The sequence below is a fragment of the Pseudomonas sp. CGJS7 genome, assembly GCF_036961695.1.
The window spans coordinates 92,508-111,240 of record NZ_JBAMDI010000007.1 but is presented as its reverse complement, the minus strand read 5'-3'; the positions used below and the strand labels follow the sequence as shown (position 1 = coordinate 111,240).

The following is an 18,733-nucleotide window of genomic DNA, read 5'->3' as shown; positions in this document are numbered from 1 at the left end:
CCCGCAGCGTCAGCACCTCAAACCCGTCCTCGGTCCCCGGCCGTGCCTTGAGCGTATCGACGATGAACGCCTCGGCGCGGTCGTTGATCTGCATCGTGGTCACATCGGGGCGGATGAAGCTGTCGAGTTTGGCAAACACCTGGGTCAGCAACTGACCGGCGCGGCGCGTCAGTCGAGTTGGGCGGGGGGCTTGAGGATCACCTGGGACATGGGGGGAGGGCAGTTGCTCATGCTGGAAATTGCCCCAGCAAAGCGCCTGGGAGCGTGAGGTTGCCACCGCATGGTGCGTAACCTGTGCAGGCCTCTTCGCGGGCATGCCCGCTCCTACAGGTACTGCGCCGCCCTCAGGCCTTGCGATATCCCTGTGGGAGCGGGCATGCCCGCGAAAGGGCCGGTATAGCTGGCCCATAAATTGCTGATCTACTCTCACCCCGGGCTGTCAACGTCGACAGCCCTCACCACTTCACGACAAAGGCGCCGTGTTGCCCCGCTTGCATCAGCATGCCGGGCAGCCGGCGCCTTTTTGCGTTTTCCACAGGAGCCCGCCCATGGCCAACAGCGAAGTACGCAGCGTCTGCCCCTACTGCGGCGTGGGCTGCGGCATCGTCATGAGCGTTGCCGATGGCAAGGTCGGCAAGATCAGCGGCGACAAGCTGCACCCGAGCAACTTTGGCCGCCTATGCACCAAAGGCCTCACCGCACACCAGCCACTGAGTGCCAGCGGGCGCATGGCCGACGCCTACCTGCGCCAGCAACGCAGCCAGCCGCCAGTGCGCACCAGCATGGACCTAGCCATCGCTGCCACTGCCGAGCGTCTGCGCAGCATCATCGACCAGCACGGCCCGGATGCCGTGGCGCTGTACGTGTCCGGGCAAATGTCGCTGGAGGCTCAGTACCTGGCCAACAAGTTGGCCAAGGGCTTTATCCGTACGCGCCACATCGAGTCCAACTCGCGCCTGTGCATGGCCAGCGCCAGCAGTGGCTACAAGCTGTCGCTTGGCGCCGATGGCCCACCTGGCAGTTACCAGGACTTCGAGCACGCCGACGTATTTCTGGTGATCGGCGCCAACATGGCCGACTGCCACCCGATCTTGTTCCTGCGCCTGCTTGATCGGGTCAAGGCCGGTGCGAAGCTGATCGTCGTCGACCCACGGCGCAGCGCCACCGCCGACAAGGCCGACCTGTTTCTGCAGGTGCGCCCCGGCAGTGACATGGCCTTGCTCAACGGCCTTTTGCACCTGCTGCATCGCAACGGCCACACCAACCCCGATTTCATCGCCCGCCACACTGAAGGCTGGGACGAACTGCCGGCCTTCCTCGACGACTATACCCCCGAGCGCGTCGCCGCCATCACCGGGCTGGCCGAGGCCGATATCATCAAGGCCGCCGAATGGATCGGCAGCGCCAACAACTGGATGAGCTGCTGGACCATGGGCTTGAACCAGAGCATACACGGCACCTGGCACAGCAACGCCATCTGTAACCTGCACTTGGCCACGGGTGCCATCTGCCGCTCCGGTAGCGGCCCGTTCTCGCTGACCGGCCAGCCCAATGCCATGGGCGGCCGCGACATGGGCTACATGGGCCCCGGCTTGCCAGGCCAGCGCTCAGCGTTGGTGGAAGATGACCGCGCGTTCGTCGAACGGCAGTGGCAACTGCCACCCGGCAGCCTGCGCAGCGAGGGCGGCGAGGGTACGGTGGCGCTGTTCGGGCAGATGAAAGCCGGTGAAGTGAAAGCCTGCTGGGTCATCTGCAGCAACCCGGTAGCCAGTGTCGCCAACCGCCAGCAAGTGATCGACGGCCTGCGCAAGGCCGAACTGGTCATTACCCAGGACGCCTTCCTCGACACCGAAACCAACCGCTACGCCGACATCCTGCTGCCGGCGGCGCTGTGGGCCGAAGGCGAGGGTGTGATGATCAACAGCGAGCGCAACCTGACCCTGATGCCACGCGCTGTCGAGCCCCCCGGGCAAAGTCTGCCGGACTGGCAGATCATTGCCCGCGTAGCGTGCGCCATGGGCTATGCCGACGCCTTCGACTACCCCAATGCCGAAGCGGTGTATGAGGAAATACGCCGCTTCCACAACCCTGTTACCGGTTATGACCTGCGCGGTATCGGCTATGCCGAATTGCGTACGCAGCCGCGCCAGTGGCCCTGTGCACCGGGAAGCGAACAGCATCGCAGCCCGCTGCGCTACCTCAACGACGGCAGCAGCCAGGCGCTACTGCTCGATGCCCGGGGTAGGCGGCCGGCACTGGCCTTCCCCACCGCCAGCGGCAAGGCGCGCTTCTTTGCGCGGCCCTGGTTGCCGGCAGCGGAATTGCCGGACGATGACTACCCCATGGTGCTGAATACTGGGCGTGTGCAGCACCAATGGCACACATTGACCAAGACCGGCAAGGTGCCGGCACTGAACAAGCTGGAGCCCGGCCCCTACCTTGAGATTCACCCTGAGGATGCCGCCCGGCTGGGTGTCGCTGAAAAGGACCAGGTAGCCGTTCGCTCACGCCGGGGGCACGCCGTGTTGCCGGCGCGCATCAGTGACCGGGTCATGCCGGGCAACTGCTTTGCGCCGTTTCACTGGAACGACCTGATCGGCGAGCAATTGGCGATCAATGCCGCGACCTGCGATGCGGTCGACCCGCTGTCGCTGCAGCCTGCCTTCAAACACTGTGCCGTAGCCCTGGAGCGGGTCGCAGGCGAGCGCATCGACGCCCTTGATCTGAACACTGCCACTGTAGAGCCTGTCCGCATGCCGACCGCCACCCTGTCCCGTCTGCTTGGCCTGCACACTTTGCCGGTTCCGGTGCTGGCCGAAGAAGAGCGTCATTACCTGCAAGGTTTCCTGCTGGGCCTGGACCAGGCCCGCGCCGAGGGCGTACCCCGCCTGCCGGCCAGTGCGCCGCTGGCTGCCAGCCGTCGTTTGTTTGTCGACGGCTTGCTGGCCGGGCTGTTCGCCCAGCCTGCAACTGCACCCATCGCGGCACAGGCCGCGCCATGGCATCAGGTGCTGTGGGCCTCGCAGACCGGCAATGGTGAGCAGCTGGCGGAACGCTGTGCCGCGCGCCTGCGCGGTGCCGGTCTGAACGTGCAACTCAGCTGCCTGGAGGCGGTCAGCCCAAGCCAGCTGCAGGGTGCTGCCAGTGTGGTGTTGATCGCCAGCACCTTTGGCGATGGCAACGCGCCCGACAGCGGCGCGGCCTTCTGGCAGGCTTTGCAGGGCGAGGAGGGCGCTCACTGCGCCGGGCTGCCCTATGCCGTACTGGCCCTGGGCGACTCCAGTTACGACCAGTTCTGCGGTTTTGGCCGCAAGCTCGACCAGCGCCTGGCCGAGCTGGGAGGGCATCGCCTGCTGCCGCGGGTGGACTGCGAGCCAGACTTCGACGAAGCCTTTACCGGCTGGCTCGAAGCGTTATTGCCTGCACTGGGCACTGCCACAGCGCCGCCTCCGGCGAGTGAACCTGCACCCGTATCGGCCTTCAGCAAGCAGCAACCCTGGATGGCCACCGTACTGGAAAACCGCCTGCTCAATGGCCCCGGCGCCAGCAAGGAAACCCGTCAGCTGGTCTTCGATCTGGGCGGCAGCGGCTTCAGTTACGCTGCCGGCGATGCCCTGGGCGTATGGCCGCGCAACTGCCCGGCCCTGGTAGAAGAGCTGCTGACACTGATGCAGCTCGATGGCCAGGCTATGGTCGAGCTTAAAGGTCATAGCGCCATGCCATTGGCCGAAGCCCTGCAAACACACCTGGAAATTGCCAAGGTCACTGCGCAACAACTGCAGGCATTTGCCAGCAACGCGCCTGACCTGCAGCGCTTGCTGCAGCCTGAATGCAAGGCCGAGCTGCAAGATTGGCTGTGGGGCCGGCAGTTGGTCGATGTGCTGCGCGCCTTCCCCCAGCAGTTGTCGCTGGCCAGCTGGCTGGAATTGCTCAAGCCATTGCAGCCGCGGCTCTATTCGATCAGCTCCAGCCCGCTGGCGCACCCAGGCCAGGTGCATCTGACGGTATCGACGGTGCGTTATGGCGAACGTAAAGGCGTGTGCTCAAGCTTTCTTGCCGACCGTGCGCAGGTGCAAAAGGTGGCGATCTTCCCGCAGGTGTCGAAGCACTTTCGCTTGCCCGAGGACGACAGCGTGCCGGTGATCATGGTGGGCCCTGGTACCGGCATTGCACCGTTCCGTGCGTTCCTCGAGGAGCGAGAGGCACGGGGCGCAAAAGGCGACAACTGGCTGTTCTTCGGCGAGCAGTATGCAGCGACCGATTTCTATTACCAGGAGCAGTTGCAGGCCTGGCAAGCGGCGGGGCATCTGCGGCTGGACACGGCGTTCTCGCGGGACCAGGTCGAGAAGATCTATGTGCAGCAGCGCATGCTCGAGCAGGGTGCGCTGTTGTGGCAATGGCTGGAGGCGGGGGCGTATTTCTATGTGTGTGGCGATGCGCAGCGCATGGCCAGGGATGTGGATGCGGCGTTGCGGGTGATCGTCGCCGAGCATGGCCGGATGGATGCGGCGGCGGCTGCGGCTTATGTCGAAGGCTTGAGCAAGGCCAGGCGTTATCGGCGCGATGTGTACTGAAGTGCTCCAAGATGGGGTGTTGTGCACCTTGAATGTGCATTGGCTGGGCGGGCCCAGCGCAAGTGTAGGAGCGGGTTTACCCGCGAAGAGGCCGACACAGGCAACCCACGCAACCCAGGCAACCCAATTGGCACGCTCCCTGCTTAACCTCGGATACAACAAAGCCCACTGATCAACGGCGATCAACCGGGCCCCCTACCGTGATGAATACAGGCAAAGGCGCCTGGAGCTTCGGCTCCAGGCGCTTTTTTTTTGATCGAGGATCGGCTTATGAAGGCAACAGCGAGCAGCGGGCAACGAGAGCGACTGGTCATCGTCGGCAACGGCATGGTCGGCCACCATTGCGTCGAACAACTGGTCAGTCGCGGCGCCCTGCAGCGCTTCGAGGTGCGGGTATTCGGCGAAGAGCGCCAACGCGCGTATGACCGCGTGCACCTGTCCGAATACTTCGGCGGCAGCTGTGCCGAAACCCTGGCCCTGTGTGAGCACGATTTCTACGAGGCCAATGGCGTGCACCTGCACCTGGGTGAGGCCGTGCTGGAGATCGACCGCGAGCGCCGCGAAGTCGTCACTGCCGAAAGTCGCTATGGCTACGACCAACTGGTGCTGGCCACCGGCTCCTATCCCTTCGTGCCGCCGATCGAAGGCTCCAGCGGCAATGCCCGTCTGGTCTACCGCACCCTGGACGACCTCGATGGCATTCGTGCTGCCGCAGCCGGTGCCCGCCGAGGGGTGGTGGTCGGCGGTGGCCTGCTTGGCCTGGAAGCGGCCAACGCCCTCAAGTCGCTGGGGCTGGAAGCCCACGTGGTGGAATTCGCCCCACGGCTGATGCCGGTACAGCTGGACGGCGAGGGCGGTGCCGCGTTGAAGGCGCAGATCGAAGCACTGGGTGTGGGGGTGCACCTGTCACGCGCCACCCAGTCGGTCAGTGCCGGTGAAACCTACCGCTACCGCATGAACTTCGACGGCGGTGAGCACCTGGAAACCGACCTGATCGTGTTCTCCGCCGGTATCCGCCCACAGGATGCACTGGGCCGGGGTTGCGGCCTGGACATCGCCGCGCGCGGTGGCGTGGTCATCGACAACCACTGCCGCAGCAGCGACCCACGCATCTTCGCCATCGGCGAGTGCGCCTCGTGGAACGGCAGCGTGTTCGGCCTGGTCGCCCCTGGCTACAGCATGGCGCGCAACCTGGCCGGGCTGCTGATGGGCGAGGCGGCAGTGGCGTTCACCGGCGCCGACATGTCGACCAAGCTCAAGCTGCTGGGTGTGGATGTCGGTTCGATCGGCGATGCCCACGGTGCCACGCCGGGCGCGCGCAGCTATCGCTTCATCGATGAAGCCAACAGCGCTTACCGCCGTTTGGTGGTGGATGCCAGCGGCAAGCACGTGCTCGGCGCGGTGCTGGTCGGCGACAACAGCTATTACGACACCCTGTTGCAGTACGCCCAGAACGGCATCGCCCTGCCGGCCGACCCGGCAGCGCTGATCTTGCCGCAAGGCGGTGGTGCGCCGGCCCTGGGCGCCGATGCGCTGCCCGACAGTGCGACCATCTGCTCCTGCCACAACGTCAGCAAGGGTGCGGTGTGCGCCGCGATCGACAGTGGCTGCAGTGACCTCGCTGCGGTCAAGGGCTGCACCAAGGCCGCGACCGGCTGCGGTGGTTGCGCGGCCCTGCTCAAGCAAGTCTTCGAGCACGAGCTGACGGCCCGCGGCGTGGCGGTGGACAAGAGCCTGTGCGAGCACTTTGCCTACACCCGGCAGGAGCTGTACGGGTTGGTGCGGGTGGAGGGTATCCGCACCTTCAGCGAACTGCTCGAACGCCATGGCAAGGGCCATCTGGGTTGTGACATCTGCAAGCCGGCGGTGGGCAACATTCTCGCCTCGTGCTGGAACCAGCCGATCATGGACCCGGCGTTGGTGCCGCTGCAGGACACCAACGACACCTTCATGGCCAACATGCAGAAAAACGGCACCTATTCGGTGGTGCCGCGCATTCCCGGTGGTGAAATAACCCCCGACAAACTCATCGTCATCGGCCAGGTGGCCAAGAAATACGACCTGTACACCAAGATCACCGGTGGCCAGCGCATCGACCTGTTCGGCGCCCAGTTGCACGAGCTGCCGCTGATCTGGGGCGAACTGATCGAGGCCGGTTTCGAAACCGGCCACGCCTACGGCAAGTCGACCCGCACGGTGAAGTCGTGCGTGGGCAGCACCTGGTGCCGTTACGGCGTGCAGGACAGTGTCGCCATGGCCCTGCGCCTGGAAGATCGCTACAAGGGCCTGCGCAGCCCCCACAAGCTCAAGTTCGCGGTATCGGGTTGCACCCGTGAATGCGCCGAGGCGCAGAGCAAGGATATCGGCGTTATCGCCACCGACAAGGGCTGGAACCTGTACGTGTGCGGCAACGGCGGCATGCGCCCGCGGCATGCCGAGTTGTTCGCCACCGACCTGGACGACGAAACCCTGGTACGCCTGATCGACCGCGTGCTGATGTTCTACATCCGCACGGCCGACAAGCTGCAGCGCACCTCAGTGTGGCGTGAAAACCTGGAAGGCGGGCTGGACTACCTGAAGCAGGTGATCATCGACGACAGCCTGGGCCTGGCCAACGAGCTGGAAGCGCAGATGCAGCATGTGGTCGACCAGTATGAATGCGAATGGGCCAATGCCCTCAACGACCCCGAGAAGCTCAAGCGCTTCCGTACCTTCGTCAACGACCGACGCGCCGACCCGGACGTGCACTTCGTGCGCGAACGCGAACAACGCCGGCCCGCTGCACCGCTGCACCTGATCCCAACTGTCGAGGAGGCTGTCTGATGAACCTGGCCAATGTTGCTGTGAACACGCAAGAAAACTGGCAGACGGTGTGCCAGGCGCAAGACCTGGTGGCCGATTCCGGGGTCGTGGTTTGGCTCGATGGGGCCCAGGTGGCGTTGTTCTACCTGCCGGGGCAGGCGCAGCCGTTATACGCGGTGGACAACCGTGACCCGCGCTCCGGCGCCAATATCATCGGCCGTGGGCTGGTGGGCAGTGTGCAGGGCGAGCTGGTGGTGGCGGCGCCGTTGTACAAGCAGCATTTCAGCCTGCTGAGTGGGGAGTGCCTGGAGGATGCCGGGCAGAGGTTGCGGGTGTGGCCGGTGCGGTTGAAGGGGGAGGCGGTGGAGCTGGCGGTGGCCTGATACCCCTTTGCTGCCTGTGCCGGCCTCTTCGCGGGCAAGCCCGCTCCTACGGAATCTGCACCGCCTTCAAATACGGCGCTGCACCTGTGGGAGCGGGCTTGCCCGCGAAGAGGCCAGCACAAGCCGACTAGATAACCAACCCCTGCGGCGTGCGCCCGGCAAACACATCCACCAGGCTGGCCACCACCATCTCGCCCATGCGCGTGCGTGTCTGTACCGTGGCACTGGCGCGATGGGGTTGCAGGACTACATCTTCACGCTCGAACAACGCCTCGGGCGCTCGCGGTTCATCGGCAAACACGTCCAGCGCCGCGCCAGCGATCTCGCCAGCCTGCAGCGCGGCGATCAACGCAGGCTCATCTACCAGCTTGCCGCGTGCGATGTTGATCAGGTACCCCTCGCTGCCCAACGCCCGCAGCACGTCGCGATTGATCAGCGCCTCGCCCTTGTCAGCCGCCGCCGCGAGGATCAGCGCATCGCTGTCCTTGGCCAACTGCAGCAGATCTGCCTCGAACCCGTAGGGCACATCCAGCGCCTGTAGATCGGTGTAGCGGATCGGGCAACCGAAGGCTGCCGCCCGCTGTGCTACCGCCCGACCGACCCGGCCCATGCCGACGATGCCCACGCGCATGCCCGACACCTGCCGGGCCAGTGGCAGCGGTGCCAGGGGCGTGGTGCTGGTGGCCCAACGGCCGGCGCGAACGAAGCGGTCACCGGTGCAGATACCCCGGCACAAGCCGATCAGCAGGCCGATGGCAAGATCGGCGACGTCCTCGGTGAGCGCACCGATGGTCGCCGTCACCTGGATGCCGCGATCGCGGGCATAGGCCAGGTCTACCGCGTCGGTGCCGACGCCATTGACGGCGATCACTTCGAGGTTGGGCAGGCGCGCCATCAGCGCCTGGCTGATGCCGGTGTGGCCGCCGGTGATCACGCCGCGAATATTGCCAGCATGCTGGCTGACGTAGGCCTCCTTGTCGGCCTGTTCGTAGTAGCGGTGTACGGTGAACAGCTGTTCCAGGCGCTCACGGATCTGCGGGATCAGGATAGGGCTCAGTTGCAGGACTTCTGGTTTCATCGGTCACTCCATCATAAACAGGGATCAGCCACGGCCAACGAATGGCATGTTGCTGGCCATCACGGTCATGTTCAGTACGTTGGCGTCGAGCGGCAGCGCTGCGATGTAGCGCACCGCATCGGCCACATGGCGCACGTCGAGCATCGGCTCGGCGGCGATCTCGCCATTGGCCTGGCGCACCCCCCGGGTCATGCGCTCGGACAACTCGGTCAGGGCGTTGCCGATGTCCACCTGGCTGCACACGATGTTGTAAGGCCGACCATCCAGCGCCAGCGCCTTGGTCAGGCCCAGTACCGCATGCTTGCTGGCGGTGTAAGGTGCGGTGAACGGGCGTGGGGTGTGCGCCGAGATCGAGCCGTTGTTGATGATCCGCCCGCCTTGCGGCTGCTGGCGGCGCATCAGGCCGAAGGCGGCGCGGGCGCACAGGAATACACCATCGACGTTGGTGGCGATGACGTTGCGCCAGTTCTCCAGCGGCAGCTCGTCGACGGGTACAGCGGGGGCGTTGATGCCGGCATTGTTGAACATCACGTCGAGGCGGCCATGCACCTCCTCGATGGTGGCGAACAACTGCGCAACGCTTTGCTCATCGCGCACGTCAGTGGGAACGGCCAAGGCCTCACCGCCCGCTGCTTGCGCTTGCTCGACGACGGCTTGTAGCGGTTCGGCGCGGCGCCCGGCGAGGACCAGGCTGAAGTTGTCCTCGAGCAGGGCGAGGGCGACGGCACGGCCGATGCCACTGCCAGCACCGGTGACCAGCGCGACTTTCTTGTTTTGGCTCATCGATAGGCTCCAACAGGTTTAGGCGGCGTTGGCGGTATGCCCGGCAGGGCGAGGACCGACGTGCAGGTGCAGCTCGCCAATACCGTCGATCCCGGCGTGTATCGTGTCGCCCGGGTTCAGCGGGGCCACGCCGGGCGGGCTGCCGGTCATGATCAGGTCGCCCGGGCGCAGTGGCAGTTGGCGAGACAGCCTGCTGATCACTTCGGCCAATGCCCAGGTCTGCTGGCTGAGGTGTGCCCGTTGGCGCTCCTGGCCATTGACCTGCAGCCATAGGGACGCATCCAGCGGCCAGTCGCATTCGCTGGCGGGGACGATGGCGGTCATCGGTGCCGAAGCCTCGAACACCTTGGCGCCTTCCCACGGCAGGCCCTCGGCCTTGGCCTTGCGCTGGTGATCGCGACGGGTCATGTCCAGACCGGCGGCAAAGCCGAACACGTGCTCCAGGGCATGCTCGCTGGCGATGTTGGCGCCGCCTTTGGCGATGGCCGCGACCAGCTCGATTTCATGGCAGAACTCGTCGGTCTGCGGCGGGAAGGGCAGTTCGCCCAGTGCCTCGACCACGTTGCTTGCCGGTTTCATGAAAAACACAGGCTCCTGCGGCGCCGCGCCGTAGGATTCCGGCCACGGGTAGTTGCGGCCGAGGCAGAACACCCGGCCGACCGGGAAGCGCGCATCGCTGCCGCGGATCGGCAGGCTGACGATGGCCGGCGGGTTGAACAGGTAGGTCATGGGTGGATCCTCCGTACTGGAGTGGACAGCGTATCCAGCGGCTGGCCGGCAAAGTTGGACGAAAACGGGGTTGGGTTGGACTATCCAAGGCACCTGTACCGGCCCTTTCGCGGCTAAAGCCGCTCCTACAGGGCTAGCGTCAAACCCAAGGCCAATACCGTCCCCCCGTAGGAGCGGCTTTAGCCGCGAAGAGGCCGGTACCGTCAATACACGCCTTGGCTCAGCCCGCAGTCTTCAGCTCGATGCGATAAAGCTTCCCAAGCAGCAGCGAGTAAGACAGTGTGCCCATCAACGCCACCCCACCGATGAACCAGAACGCCATGGCGAACGAGCCACTGGCGTGCACGATCGCGCCGATCACGATCGGTGTGACGATGCCACCGATGTTCGCCGCCAAACTTGTAATGCCGCCGGTCAGGCCGATCAGCTCTTTTGGCGCCACTTCCGACACGGCAGCCCACGACGACGAGGCGATGCCCTGGGCGAAGAACGCCAGGGTCAGCACGGCGATGCACAGCACATTGGAGTCGGTGAAGTTCACCAGCACGATCGACATCCCCAGCATCGAGCCCACCACCAGCGGCAGCTTGCGGGCAAACGACAGCGAGTAGCCCTTGCGGATCAGCAGGTCGGAGACGATGCCCGCCAGGAGGATGCCGACCGTGGCACCAATGAACGGCATGACCGCGAAGATGCCGACCTTGATCAGCGTCAGCTGGCGTTCTTCGATCAGGTAGGTGGGGAACCAGGTGAGGAAGAAGTACAGCGCCGAAGTGCTGGCGAACTTGCCCAGGCAGATCGCCCAGATCTGGCGATAGCGGAACAGTTCGGCAACCTGGCGCCAGTCGAAGCGGGTACGTTGCTGGCTGCTCTTCACCAGGCCACCGCCGTGCTCGATATAGGCCAGTTCCTCCTTGCTGACCTTCTTGCAGTTCAGCGGGTCGCGGTACATCACCAGCCACACGACGCCGAACAGGATTCCCACCAGACCGGTGCTGTAGAACACGTGGCGCCAGTCATAGGTGGTCGCCAGCCACAGGAGCGCGCCGGTGAACAGCGCGGTGCCCAGGTACTGGCCACATACGTAGATGCTGCTGGCCATGCCGCGCTCGCGAGCGGGGAACCATACCGTAACCGCACGGCTGTTGGCCGGGAAGGCCGGGGCCTCCATGGCGCCGACCGCCAGGCGCAGGCCGAACAGCGAGGCGAAGCCACTGGCCAGGCCCTGGGCCACGGTGACCGCCGACCAGCTGATCAGCGACACGCCATAGGTCAGGCGTGAGCCGAAGCGGTCGGCAATGAAGCCAGCCGGTACCAGGGCCAACGCGTAGGTCCAGGCGAAGGCGGAGAAAATCAGGCCCATCTCGACCTTGTCCAGGCCAAGGTCTTTGGCCATGAACGGCGCTGCGATGGAAATGTTCACCCGGTCGACGTAGTTGATGATGGTCGCCACCAGCAGCAGCGACAGCATGAACCAGCGGCGGCGGGTAGGCAGGCGCTGGGCGGGGGCCGCGTCCAGCGTGTACGACGACGCGGCGGGGGGGGTAGGCGTGCTCGACATGAGTCGACCTCGTTTGTTGTTGTTGGTAGAGGTTGGGCTGCAGTCCCTTTTCTAAGGTGGTCGTACAACGAGGTGAATGCAACGGGGTATTTAGACCGTTTTTTTCATTGGAGGCGGGGCAGTGCTGTGCTGTCCAAGAAATTTCTCAGCCGGGGTTTCGCCTGAAAAATTGGCTGAATAGCGCATTATCAGAGGGCTGCGTGGATTTTCGGTTGCGCAGGTTTTTGCATAAGGGGTTAAATTGCAGAGTTTGGACGTCGTACAACTTAAAGCGCCCGTATCCCGGAGATTGCCCATGCCCCCCAAGCGCGAGGTTCCGACCTATGTCATGCAGCAGCGCAGCGAGCTGATGGATTTCTATATCCGCGATCAGCGCGGGCGTCCCGCCGAGACCGCGCCGCATCGTCATGAGTACTTCCAGATCCAGGTCAATCTCGGCGGCGACACGGTGCAACACATCGGCAGCGTGCAACGCCCATTCAGACGCAACACCCTGGCCTTCATCCTGCCGCACCGGGTGCATGTAATACCGCATCCGGCGGACAGCGACTTCGTGGTGATCAATTTCTCCCAGACGTTCCTGCTGCCGCACCTGGCCTGCGACCCGATGGACCTGGAGGAAGTGTCGATCCTGCAGGCGCCGGAGCTGTCGCCGTTCCGCTTTCAGGAGCATCTCGACTTCCACCTGAGTGACCCGGACTTTGCCGAGGTACGGCAAACCCTCGAGCGCATGCGTGCGCTGGATGCCAACCGCCGTTTCGGCACCCGCGAAATCCTCAAAGGCCTGTTGCTGCAGCTGATCGGCCAAGTCTGTGGCCTGTATGCCGAGCCGCTGCGCGAACTGGCCGACAGCAACGCGGCCCAGCTCAGCCGCCGTGCCGCGCTGGGCCGCATGAGCGACTACCTGCGCCGGCATATCGACGACCCCGACCTGAACCTGCAGAAAGTCGCCGCCGCCACCTACCTGTCGCCGACCTACCTGACCCACTGGCTGCGCAAGGAAATCGGCAAGACCTTCAGCGAGCTGGTGCTGGAGCGGCGCATGCACGCCGCACGCAACTACCTGCTCAACGGCAGCCGCCCGGTGGGCGAGGTGGCGCGGCTTTGTGGCTTTGCGGACGAAGCTTACTTCTCTCGACGTTTCCGCCAGATCCACGGCCTGCCACCTGGCCAGTTCCGCCGCCAGCAACGTGACCCGGATACGCCGCAGGCGGCAATGCTTTAAGCCTGCCCGCTTCTGCCGTGGCGTACTACTGGTCCGGTTTCAGAGAGAGGGCGAGCAGGCAGGGGAGTCGGTAGCCCTGCTGTACGTCTTGCCTGCTCACCAGCATGCGCTGGTTGTCGGTATCGATTACCATCGAGTCGGTGTGAGTGATGAAGCCAAATTCCCCCGAAAACGCTCCAAACTGACCGTAGCCATATGGGGGGGGCAAAGCGAGTGTCCAGTTGGCCGCTTGAGTGGTAGCGCACCGCTATGTTGAAGGCATAGAAACCACCGTAACCGATCAGGCCACCCTCGGCATTCTTGATTCGGACCATGGTATTGAGCTCCACTCACAATAATCGCTGAACACCTATTGAGCGATGCTTCGCCAGGATCGGCTACTGGCAGAAGTGACAGGTGCGTCAACGATCTGGACATGCAGGGCAGCCTGGCCAGGGCGTCCGATATCCTGTCGAGCACTTAAGTCTTGATACTCGTTGATACTGCGTTGAAAACAGCCTCGGAATGTTGATTTACAGTCCGTAACGTCCGCTTCCTCGGCTGTTTTCGCCTTGCCTGAACTTCGCCTCAAGACTTTTATGCAGTCTCTGGTAAAGTGCCAGTTCGTCTCATTTTTGTTGCTTCAATGAGACAGCAATGACACAAGGGGTGGAACCCGTCCGTGCTTCCCGCCCCGCTACGAGGAGACGTTGGCTTTCTGGCATTACCGTTGCGGAATGGCTGTTACCATAGAATCCTGGTTCAGGCACCGTTGCCGTAAAAACACCGTAACCATTCGGCGGCACGAATGTAGTGTCGAGTTGGCCGTCCAGACGGTAACGCACCGCCATGCCGCGAGTGAAAAATGAACCATAACCTACCAGTTTTCCATCGGCCTCTGTCATATAGTCCCAGCCACCCTCAATTGGGAATAATAGGACACGACCCTCGTTGAATTCTTTAGCAGGTTTTCCTGTGTAGTCTAGCCGATAGATCATGGGATTAACGGTCCCTTCGGACCACATCGCGCCGTGGACGGTGATGCGCTGACTGGCGTTATTTAGCGTGAAACCATAAATGATAAGGCCAGGCTCTGGCCAATAGACCCCGTTGTCAGCGAAGCGCTGGTCGAGCTCTCCGGACACTGTCAGTGCTGCGATTCCGTTTACGCTCGCCGAATCGGTGTAATAGCGCGTGTAGATGATGATGCGCACCTTCTCACCAACCTCCAGCATCTTAGGCGCCCCAATGACATATCGGAGGTTCGGAATAAGATCTTGCATCTTGAGGATGCCTAGCTTACCAAAGCTCTCGCGTGGGACACCTTCATGGGTGAGCACGAAAAGGATTGGAGCGTCTTCGAGGGAACCTGAGAAGATATAGTCGTTCTTGTAAATGGTGAATTCGTAGAGCCTGATATCTTTAAAATTGAAAAAATTATTTAGGATGACGTAGCCGTTGTTGCTGCCGAAATCAGTATCTGGCTTTCCGTTTGGCTTAAGCTTCCACAGGTGGGTGAAGCCTTGGGTTAGATCATTCATAGTGAGCAGGATGTGACCCTCCGCATCCTCGGCCATGTGCAGGTAACTATGATAATCAAAAACTGTGCTCAGGTCAGTCAGATAGACAAGACCAGTTTTGTTGAAAGACGTATCCAGCTCGCCATCTTTCAAGGTCCGCGCAATGAAAGGTTTCGTGCCGTTGTGGACGCCTCTCAAGTAAATTCGCTCGGGATAGTAGTTGCTTTCCAGGATTTGCGAAACCTCGTTTCTATGACTCACGATAGGCTCGCCGATGTGAAGGTGACCTTTGTCGGCATAGGTTACGTCAATGGGCGCCTTGAGTTCCTGACTCTCGCCTTGGTAATCACGGGGGGTGTGTTGAGTCTGGGCAAAAAAAACCATATTTGGATGCATGATATGACCTGTCACTTGGGGAAGTGGTTTTTGCGATCTCATTTAATGCGATCCGGATGGTTGCGGGTACTGGCAAAAATGATAGGCGTTGGTGGTCGATGGATAACGATCCGGTCCTGGAGTTTGGGCTGCAACGGGGAGCACGGGGCGGCAGACCTGGATACGCCGCAGGTAGCGATGCGGTAAGCTTGCTGCCATGAACCTCGACACCCGCATCAAATACCGCCACTTGCTGTGCTTCCTGGAGATTGCCCGGCAGGGCAGCCTGGCCAGGGCGGCCGATATCCTGTCGATCAGCCAGCCGGCGATTTCCAAGACCCTCAAGGAGCTTGAGGACCTGCTCGAGGCGCGCCTGTTCGAGCGTAGCCGCCAGGGTGTCGAGCTGACTCCGGCCGGCACCCGCTTCATGCGTTACGCCGGGCCCAGTGTGCAGGCGCTGCGCGATGGCGTCAGCAGCCTGCGCGGTGAAGCGCGGGCGCCGTCGCAGGTGCGCATTGGCGTGCTGTCCACGGTCGAAGGCCTGCTCATGCCCGAGGTACTGTGCCGCCTCCACCAGCGCCATGAAGCGCTGGTGATCAGCGTGGTCACCGGGGTCAGCGCGCAGTTGCTTGGCCAACTTCACCTGGGGGAGCTGGAACTGGTGGTCGGGCGCATGACCGACAGCCCACAGATCCAGGGCCTGTCGTTCGAGCACCTGTACAGCGAGTCGATGAGCCTGGTGGTGCGCCCGGGTCACCCGCTGCTGGCCAGCACGCCCGTGGAGCGAGGGCAGGTGGGGCGTTACCCGCTGGTGCTGCCGCCGGCCGGCACCACCATCCGCCAGCATGCCGACAGCCTGTTCGTGCAATGCGGCATCCAGATGCCGGCCCAGCGCCTGGAAACCCTGTCGCTTGCCCTGAGCCGGCGCTACCTGCTGGGCAGCGATGGCCTGTGGGTGGCGCCGCGTGATGCCGTGCTGCTCGACCTGCGCCGTGGCGAACTGGTCGAGCTTGACCTGGGTGTGCGTGAGCCGGGAGGGTCGGTGGGGATTTGCCGCAATGCCGCCTTGCCGTTGAGTTTGCCGGGGCAGTGGGTGGGTGAGGTGCTGCGGGAGGTGGCGGGGGAATATCGAGAGGGTTGGTATCCTTGAGGTTTCGGGGGGCTGCCTGGCCTGATGTTCCCCTCCTCAGAACCCGCAGAAATAAAAGGCCACAAAAAATCGGCAAACCAGGCACAAAGGGTCAATACTGGCCAATGGCTGTAAAGCTTCGATGAAGAAGCTTTTAATGACTGAACTTCCTTACGAAAACCCGCTCCTATGCCGGTAGCCATTGGTCATGGCCGCCTGATAAGCTCGCGGCTTTACCCTGATTGCCCTCATGGCGCATGAACAAGGAAATAGCATGAAACAGCATCGTTTGGCGGCTGCGGTTGCCCTGGTAGGCCTGGTACTGGCTGGCTGCGATCAACAAGCCAGCAGCCCCGAGCTGAAGACTCCGGCGCAGAAAGCCTCCTACGGTATCGGCCTGAACATGGGCAAGAGCCTGGCTCAGGAAGGCATGGAAGACCTTGATTCGAAAGCAGTCGCCCTCGGTATCGAAGACGCCGTTAGCAAGAAAGAACAACGCATCAAGGACGAAGAGCTGGTAGAAGCTTTCACCGCGTTGCAGAAACGCGCCGAGGAGCGCCTGGCCAAGGCCAGCGAAGAAGCCGCCTCCGCCGGCAAGAAATTCCTCGAAGAAAACGCCAAGAAGCCAGGCGTGGTTACCACTGCCTCGGGCCTGCAGTACGAAGTGGTCAAGAAGGCCGACGGCCCGCAGCCCAAACCGACTGACGTGGTCACTGTCCACTACGAAGGCAAGCTGATCGATGGCAAGGTATTCGACAGCTCCGTCGAGCGTGGCAGCCCGATCGACCTGCCGGTCAGCGGTGTGATCCCAGGTTGGGTCGAAGGTTTGCAGCTGATGCACGTCGGCGAGAAGTACAAGTTGTTCATCCCGGCTGAGCTGGCCTACGGCGCACAAAGCCCAAGCCCGCTGATCCCGGCCAACTCGGTACTGGTGTTCGACCTGGAACTGATTGCCATCAAGGACCCGGCCCAGTTGCAAGGTGCCGAGCCGCAGGCCGAAGCCCCTGAAGAAGCACCTGCCAAGTAACATTGGCTGGTTGTCGGAAACGCCCCACATTGTTGGGGCGTTTTCGTTTGTGCCGATTGGACGAACCTGCAACAGCTGATACTGTCCGAGGAAATGCAGCGTGAAGAAGTAGGATGTTTCTGACGCAAATCGTTTGCGCCGCAGGTAGTCATGGCGTGAAACGACTGTGTAAAAAACGCCCGATCTGACCGGGCCCCTTGCCTGGCAGGCACCTGGGGTCGGAAACGTCGCCCTGTTCACAAGGTTATCCACAATAAATGTGGATAACCTTTTCCTCTCGGAGGCTCCATGAGCGCACCCTGGAATTTCGCCCGTTTCCTGCCATTGGCCGAGCGCCTGCTCAGCCGCGGTCGTTTGCCGGCCTTGTTGTTCGCGGTGGCGCGCAAAGGCCCGCGCCTCGGCCAACTGCGTGAAGATGTGAAGCTGCTGCAGTCGCTGTGCCTGGCCTGGTGGAGGGGTGAGTACCGTGCCATCAGCCCCAAGGCACTGGTCACTGTCGTGGCGGGCCTGCTGTATTTCGTCAGCCCCATCGATGCCATCCCGGACTGGTTGCTGGGGGTGGGTTTCCTCGATGACATCGCGGTGCTGGGCTGGGTGCTGAAAACCGTGGCCGACGAGTTGGCGCGCTTCAAGGCCTGGCGCGATAGCCAGGCACCCGAACGGCTGCGCGTGGTCGAGCGCCTGCCGGCTACCCCGGAAGCGTTGCAGCTGGAGCGCAACAAGTAATGAAACCGGCCTGAATCTCACCTCAACTGCACAGACCTCGGAGTTGGTAATATAATTGGCATAAGGGTTATGCCTACGGATTACATGCTGTAATCCTTTTTAAAGGGGTTTGTAATGGGTATTCAGGTCATCAGCCGGGACGGTCAACCCGAGTACGCCGTCGTTCCCTGGGAGCAATACCAGGCGTTGCTCAGCGCTGCAGGGCAGGCACCAGCCGAGGCGGTTTCCAGTGAGGCGCAGGGCGTTGCTGCCAGCGCGCCCCTGCCAGCCTTCAGCGAAGTCGCCCAGATTCGCCAGGCCAAGGGCATTGCCCCGGAGCAACTGGCGCGCAATGTCGGTGTGAGCCCGGCGTATCTGGCCATGATCGAATCGGGTGAACGCCAGCCAGATGCTGCCATCCGCCGCGCCCTGGCATGGCATCTGGGGGTGGCTGGCTGGAGCGAGCCATCATGAGCCAGGTCAGGATCAGCCGTCAGCACTGGGATAACCTGCTGGGCGAGCTTGACCTGGCCCGTCGTCAACGTCACTTGCTGACATACCGAGCGCTGATCGAGCGCTTGCAGCTACCCAGCCCGGCCATGCAGACGCTGACTGCCGCGCTGGAATACCTGGCGGTGCTGGATGCCCGTGCCGAGCAGCCATTGCGCAGTTCGCTGGTGATCAGCCAAGGCGCCAGCCGTTTGCCGCGTACTGGCTTCTTTGAGTGCGTCGAGCGCCTGGGGCGGTTTACCGGGCCGGTCGATGGCATGGAGGCCGCCTCGTGGCATGCCTCTGAGGTGGTTCGGGTGTTCGAGTACAGCTATCCCGAAACGGCCTGAAGCGTTGCCCGTTCCAGCCTGTTC

14 protein-coding genes and 1 pseudogene are annotated in these 18,733 nt (G+C 62.8%); 9 read left to right on the top strand and 6 right to left on the bottom strand.

The annotated features are described in order from the left end of the window. Positions 1-28: 28 nt before the first annotated feature. Positions 29-210, bottom strand: a pseudogene (locus V7787_RS06890) (type I methionyl aminopeptidase); the annotation flags it as partial. A 338-nt stretch (positions 211-548) separates the two neighbouring features. Between V7787_RS06890 and V7787_RS06885 the strand changes: the two are divergent. The 3 genes from V7787_RS06885 to nirD all read left to right on the top strand — a co-directional run bounded on the left by V7787_RS06885 (position 549) and on the right by nirD (position 7,759). Beyond that, positions 549-4,574, top strand: coding sequence for a bifunctional nitrate reductase/sulfite reductase flavoprotein subunit alpha (locus tag V7787_RS06885; protein WP_064493498.1), 4,026 nt, complete (start codon positions 549-551; stop codon positions 4,572-4,574). Between the two features lie 270 nt (positions 4,575-4,844). Further along, a complete protein-coding gene (gene nirB / locus V7787_RS06880; RefSeq protein ID WP_064493499.1) occupies positions 4,845-7,397 on the top strand; it encodes a nitrite reductase large subunit NirB in 2,553 nt (850 codons plus the stop codon). Then, a complete protein-coding gene (gene nirD / locus V7787_RS06875; RefSeq protein ID WP_064493500.1) occupies positions 7,397-7,759 on the top strand; it encodes a nitrite reductase small subunit NirD in 363 nt (120 codons plus the stop codon). Before nirB ends, nirD begins: the two co-directional genes overlap by 1 nt. A gap of 127 nt (positions 7,760-7,886) precedes the next feature. On the opposite strand, the gene V7787_RS06870 is transcribed toward nirD, so the two are convergent. The 4 genes from V7787_RS06870 to V7787_RS06855 all read right to left on the bottom strand — a co-directional run bounded on the left by V7787_RS06870 (position 7,887) and on the right by V7787_RS06855 (position 11,910). After that, a complete protein-coding gene (locus tag V7787_RS06870) occupies positions 7,887-8,837 on the bottom strand; it encodes a 2-hydroxyacid dehydrogenase (protein WP_064493501.1) in 951 nt (316 codons plus the stop codon). Between the two features lie 24 nt (positions 8,838-8,861). Further along, positions 8,862-9,620: an SDR family oxidoreductase gene (locus tag V7787_RS06865; RefSeq protein ID WP_064493502.1), complete on the bottom strand. Its 759-nt coding sequence runs from the start codon at positions 9,618-9,620 to the stop codon at positions 8,862-8,864. An 18-nt stretch (positions 9,621-9,638) separates the two neighbouring features. Then, positions 9,639-10,349, bottom strand: a complete 711-nt coding sequence (locus V7787_RS06860; RefSeq protein ID WP_064493503.1) for a fumarylacetoacetate hydrolase family protein — start codon at positions 10,347-10,349, stop codon at positions 9,639-9,641. Positions 10,350-10,569: 220 nt separating this feature from the next. Then, positions 10,570-11,910, bottom strand: coding sequence for an MFS transporter (locus V7787_RS06855; protein WP_104887163.1), 1,341 nt, complete (start codon positions 11,908-11,910; stop codon positions 10,570-10,572). A gap of 295 nt (positions 11,911-12,205) precedes the next feature. Between V7787_RS06855 and V7787_RS06850 the strand changes: the two genes are divergently transcribed. Next, positions 12,206-13,135 carry a helix-turn-helix transcriptional regulator gene (locus V7787_RS06850; RefSeq protein WP_010952762.1) on the top strand — a complete coding sequence of 310 codons (930 nt, stop codon included), beginning with the start codon at positions 12,206-12,208 and terminating at the stop codon, positions 13,133-13,135. A gap of 608 nt (positions 13,136-13,743) precedes the next feature. On the opposite strand, the gene V7787_RS06845 is transcribed toward V7787_RS06850, so the two are convergent. Next, complete coding sequence (locus V7787_RS06845; RefSeq protein ID WP_231114236.1) at positions 13,744-15,072, bottom strand: hypothetical protein; 1,329 nt, start codon at positions 15,070-15,072, stop codon at positions 13,744-13,746. A gap of 154 nt (positions 15,073-15,226) precedes the next feature. On the opposite strand from V7787_RS06845, the gene pcaQ reads away from it, so the two are divergent. From pcaQ to V7787_RS06820, 5 genes are all read left to right on the top strand, one after another. Further along, the gene (gene pcaQ, locus V7787_RS06840; RefSeq protein ID WP_064491337.1) at positions 15,227-16,159 is read left to right on the top strand and encodes a pca operon transcription factor PcaQ; all 933 of its coding nucleotides are present in this window, start codon (positions 15,227-15,229) and stop codon (positions 16,157-16,159) included. A 253-nt stretch (positions 16,160-16,412) separates the two neighbouring features. After that, the gene (locus V7787_RS06835; protein ID WP_010952765.1) at positions 16,413-17,165 is read left to right on the top strand and encodes an FKBP-type peptidyl-prolyl cis-trans isomerase; all 753 of its coding nucleotides are present in this window, start codon (positions 16,413-16,415) and stop codon (positions 17,163-17,165) included. Positions 17,166-17,453: 288 nt separating this feature from the next. After that, positions 17,454-17,891, top strand: a complete 438-nt coding sequence (locus V7787_RS06830; RefSeq protein WP_054888718.1) for a YkvA family protein — start codon at positions 17,454-17,456, stop codon at positions 17,889-17,891. A gap of 114 nt (positions 17,892-18,005) precedes the next feature. Further along, a complete protein-coding gene (locus tag V7787_RS06825; RefSeq protein WP_004577645.1) occupies positions 18,006-18,344 on the top strand; it encodes a helix-turn-helix domain-containing protein in 339 nt (112 codons plus the stop codon). Next, positions 18,341-18,709: a hypothetical protein gene (locus tag V7787_RS06820; protein ID WP_003252539.1), complete on the top strand. Its 369-nt coding sequence runs from the start codon at positions 18,341-18,343 to the stop codon at positions 18,707-18,709. The genes V7787_RS06825 and V7787_RS06820 overlap by 4 nt, the downstream gene beginning before the upstream one ends. The last annotated feature ends 24 nt before the right edge of the window (positions 18,710-18,733 follow it).